The sequence below is a fragment of the Yinghuangia sp. YIM S10712 genome (assembly GCF_051388935.1).
GTDB lineage: Bacteria > Actinomycetota > Actinomycetes > Streptomycetales > Streptomycetaceae > Yinghuangia.
On sequence record NZ_JBPKBI010000062.1, the window covers coordinates 1 to 3,406 of the forward strand.

Here is a 3,406-nt window from a genome sequence, read left to right on the forward strand (position 1 = left end):
GGCCGGGGTGGGGCGTGTGGAGTTGCCGACGTATGCGTTCCAGCGCCGTCGGTACTGGCTGACTCCGGCTGGGGACGCGGCCGGTGTGGTTTCGGCGGGGTTGCGGGCGGCGGGGCATCCGCTGCTCGGTGCGGCGGTCGATCTTCCGGACGGCGGGACCGTGTTGACCGGCCGGATTTCCTTGGACGCCCACCCTTGGCTGGCGGACCACGCCGTCCACGGCATCGTGTTGTTGCCCGGCACCGCGTTCCTGGAACTGGCCACCCACGCCGCCGACCATGTCGGCGCCGCCACCATCGACGAACTCACCCTCGCCACACCCCTCACCCTCACCGTGAGCGAAGCGGTGCGCGTGCAGGTCGTGGTCGGGCCGCCGGACGCCGACGGACGCTGCGAGTTCGGCATCCATGCGCAACCGGACAGCGAGAGCGGCGTTGCGGCACCGTGGGTCCGCCACGCCACCGGCACCTTGTCGGCTGACGCGCGGCCGTCCGCCGAGGATTCCGCGTTCGCCGTATGGCCGCCACCCCAAGCAGTGGAAACGGACATAGCGGGGGCGTACGAGCGCGTCGCCGACCTCGGCTACCAATACGGGCCGGCGTTCCAAGGGCTGCGGCGGATGTGGCGCAGGGGCGACGAAACGTTCGCCGAGATCGTGCTTGCTGAGGAGCAACTCGCGGATTGCAAACGCTACTTCGTGCATCCGGCGCTGCTCGACGCGGCCACGCATCCGTTGCTCCCCGGGCTCTCCGAGACTCCGAATCCGCTCTCCGGGACGGCCGCGGGACTGCCGTTCGCGTGGACGGGCGTTGCCGTGCACGCGACCGGCGCCACCGCGCTCCGGGTTCGTCTCGCCCCGGCCGGTCCTGGTGAGGTCGCCCTCCACCTGGCGGACAGCCGGGGCGCGCCGGTGGCCGTGATCGGCTCGTTGCTCTCCCGGCCGGTGGAAGCCGAGGCGTTCCAGGACGCTGCCGGGGAAGCAGCCCTCCGCGACGCGCTCTTCCACATCCACTGGACTGCGGTGGAAGAGCCCGCGACGGCGGAAGTCTCCAACCCTGGCGACGTGTTGCTCGTGGACGCGGCAGCGGGTGGTGACCTCACGGCGGTCTTCGGCGCGGAGACGCCGATCCCGTCCATCGTCGTTGTGCGGCTCACCGATCCACCGCACGAGGCGGACGAGCAGACCCGGAACACGGATACCATGCCCGACGCCGCCCGTGCCGTGGCACGCCATGCCCTCGCACTCGTGCAGGGCTGGCTCGGCGACGAGCGGTTCGCACACGCGCGGCTCGCCCTGGTCACCGCCGGTGCGGTCGCGGCGAGCCCCGGCGACTCCGCCGACCCGGCGGCTGCGACTGCGTGGGGGCTGGTCCGCTCGGCGCAAACCGAAAACCCCGACCGGTTCCTCCTTGTCGACACACCGCTCGGCACCACCGTGGGTGGGGACGCACTCGCCGGTCTGGTGGCGCGCATGGCGGCGCTGAACGAGCCACAGGCGGCCGTCCGCGACCACCACGGGATGCTTGTGCCGAGGCTGCGGCGCGCCGCGCCGAACCCGGCGGCGGGTGAATCCCCGTGGGACGCCGACAGCACGGTGCTGGTGACCGGCGGCACCGGACGCCTCGGCTCGCTCGCGGCCCGGCATCTGGTGGTACGGCACGGCGTGCGGCACCTGCTGCTCGTCAGCCGCAGCGGAGCGGACGCTCCGGGGGCCGCGGCGCTCGCCGACGAACTCGTCGGGCACGGCGCCGCGGTGACGATCGCGGCGTGCGACACAGCCGACCGCGTCGCGCTGCGCGCACTGCTGACCGCCATCCCACCCGACCATCCGCTCACCGGCATCGTCCACACGGCCGGGGTACTCGACGACGCGGTCGTGACGTCGCTGACCCCCGAGCAGTTCGACACCGTCTTCGCCCCCAAGGTCGACGCCGGCTGGCACCTTCACGAACTGACCGTGGAACTCGGCCTCGACAACGCGGCGTTCGTCCTCTACTCGTCGTTCGCCGGGGTGCTGGGCACCGCCGGGCAGGGCAACTACGCGGCGGCGAACAGTTTTCTCGACGCGCTCGCCACGCACCGCCGGACGCTCGGCCTCCCTGCCGCCTCGCTCGCCTGGGGATTCTGGTCGGACGCGAGCGCGATGACCGGGCACCTCGGCGAGGTGGACCGGCGGCGCATGAGCAGGACGGGGGTCCTGCCGCTCGCGGCTGACACCGGGATGCGGCTCTTCGACGCGGCAACCGCCCCCGGCAGCCCTGCGGCGTTGGCTGTGCCCGTACGTATCGACACGGCGGCCCTGCGGTCCGGCGGCGGGAGCAACCCCGTCCCGGCACTCCTGCGCTCGCTCGCGGGGCCGGCCCGGCGGACCGTCGCCCAGGGAGCGGAGTCCGCCGCCGAGGCAGCGGACGGCATCGCGCCCTTGGTCCGCCGCCTGGTGGGCCTGACCGGGCCGGACCGCGACCGGGCCCTGGTCACCGCGGTGCGCGAGTACGCCGCCGCGGTGCTGGGCCACGACGGCACGGCCGAAGTCGGGCGAGACCGCCCGTTCAAAGACCTCGGGTTCGACTCGCTCACCGCCGTCGAACTGCGCAACCGCCTCAACGCCGCGACCGGCCTCCGGCTGCCGACCACGCTGGTCTTCGACCACCCGACACCGGCCGCCGTCGCGGAATATCTGGCCGGCGAACTCCCCCTCACCGCAAGCGACGACGGCGGGTCCGTGCTCGACCGGCTCGACCGGATCGCCACCGCGCACATCGACGACGCCGAACGCGACCAGGTCGCCGAACGGCTGGAGCACCTGCTCCTGAAACTCCGCGAGCCCGCCGGCGCCGCGACCGGGCGAGCGCCCCACAACGACATCGAAACAGCGCCGGTCGACCGGCTGCTCGACTTGATCGACGAGGAATTCGACCTCTCCTGAGGCCGCTTCCCAGAACTCCGCCAACCCTCGCCCCGACGCCGGGGCGACCAGCGCATCACAGCAGCAGCCGTCGCGTGACGAGGAAGTGACGCAGTGTCCGAAGAACGGGATCAGGACAAGATCGTCGAGTACCTGCGCCGGGTCACCGCCGACCTGCGGCGCAGCCGCCGACAGGTGCACGACCTCGAAGCGCGTGCGCATGAGCCCATCGCCATCGTCGGCATGGCGTGCCGGCTCCCCGGCGGGGTGCGCTCCCCCGAAGACCTGTGGCGGCTCGTCGCGGACGGCACCGACGCGGTCTCCGCGTTCCCCACCGACCGGGGCTGGGCCGAGGACCTTTACGACCCCGATCCCGACCGGGCCGGCAAGGTCTACGTCAAAGAAGGCGGATTCCTCGACGCACCAGGCGAGTTCGACGCCGGCTTCTTCGGCATCTCGCCGCGCGAGGCCCTGGCGATGGATCCGCAGCAGCGGCTGCTG

General features: G+C 72.7%; 2 protein-coding genes. Both read left to right on the top strand.

What is annotated here, in order from left to right:
• Window positions 1-2,926 (top strand): SDR family NAD(P)-dependent oxidoreductase (locus ACRX5W_RS33165; protein WP_436792110.1); only part of this gene is annotated, 2,926 nt, incomplete at its 5' end.
• A 93-nt stretch (window positions 2,927-3,019) separates the two neighbouring features.
• A partial coding sequence (locus ACRX5W_RS33170) for a beta-ketoacyl synthase N-terminal-like domain-containing protein (protein ID WP_436792111.1) occupies window positions 3,020-3,406 on the top strand: 387 nt, incomplete at its 3' end.